Origin of the sequence: Streptomyces hyderabadensis, from assembly GCF_020404845.1 — a bacterium.
Classification (GTDB): Bacteria; Actinomycetota; Actinomycetes; order Streptomycetales; family Streptomycetaceae; genus Streptomyces; species Streptomyces hyderabadensis.
The window spans coordinates 1-1,105 of sequence record NZ_JAIOJZ010000134.1; the positions used below are offsets into that span (position 1 = coordinate 1).

Genomic DNA, 1,105 nt, shown 5'->3' on the forward strand with positions numbered 1-1,105 from the left:
CACGAACGCGCACGTGATCCTGGAGCAGGGGCCCTCTGCTGTCCGGGATGAGCCTGCTGGGGTGCGGGACGGGCGTCCGGTGGTGTGGACGGTGTCGGCCCGGGATGTGCAGGGGGTGCGGGCGCAGGTGACGCGGCTGCGGTCTTTCGTCGAGCAGCGGCCGGGACTGCATCCGGCGGACGTGGGACTGTCGCTTGGCACGACGCGTGCGGCGCTGGAGTACCGGGTTGCGGTGGCCGGAACGGGCAGGGAGGAACTGCTGGCCGCCCTGGAAGGTGCGCTGCCTGAGCGGCGTATGTCGGGCGGGACCGCGTTCCTGTTTTCTGGTCAGGGCGCCCAGCGGCTGGGCATGGGCCGGGAGTTGTACGCCTCGTTCCCGGTGTTCGCGGAGGCGTTCGACGCGGCCGTGACGGAGCTGGACCGGTATCTGGAGCGTCCGCTGCGGGAGGTGGTGTGGGGCGAGGACGCGGGGCTGCTGGAGCGGACGGTGTTCACCCAGGCCGCATTGTTCGCGTTCGAGAGCGCCCTGTTCCGGCTCTGGGAGTCGTGGGGTGTGACCCCGGATGTGCTGGTGGGTCATTCGATCGGTGAGCTGACGGCGGCTTATGTGGCCGGGGTGTGGTCGCTCGAAGACGCGGCGCGTCTGGTGGCGGCGCGGGGCCGGTTGATGGACGCGCTGCCCGAGGGTGGTGCGATGGTCGCGGTCGAAGCCACCGAAGACGAGGTCGCACCGCACCTGGGCGATGAGGTGTCGTTGGCGGCGGTCAACGCGCCGGGTTCGGTGGTGCTGTCCGGTGAGGAGAAGGCCGTCCTTGCGGTGGCGGAGCGGTTCGCCGACCGTCGCACCCGTCGCCTGCGGGTCTCCCACGCCTTCCACTCCCCGCTGATGGAGCCGATGCTGGCCGACTTCGAGACGATTGCTCGCGAACTCACTTACCAACAGCCACGGTTGGCGATCGCTTCGACGGTCGCCTCGGATGCGGATGTGACTGATCCGGCGTACTGGGTGGGCCAGGTCCGTGCCACGGTGCGTTTCGCGGACGCGGTGGTGGAGTTGGGCCGTCGGGGAGTGGTGTCGGCCGTGGAGTTGGGGCCGGATGCGGTT

The 1,105-nt window shown here is 70.0% G+C and carries 1 protein-coding gene; it reads left to right on the forward strand.

The genetic code is table 11. The features are described from left to right. Positions 1-13: 13 nt before the first annotated feature. The coding region (locus K7854_RS37210; protein WP_226030978.1) for an acyltransferase domain-containing protein at positions 14-1,105 on the forward strand (1,092 nt) is incomplete at its 3' end.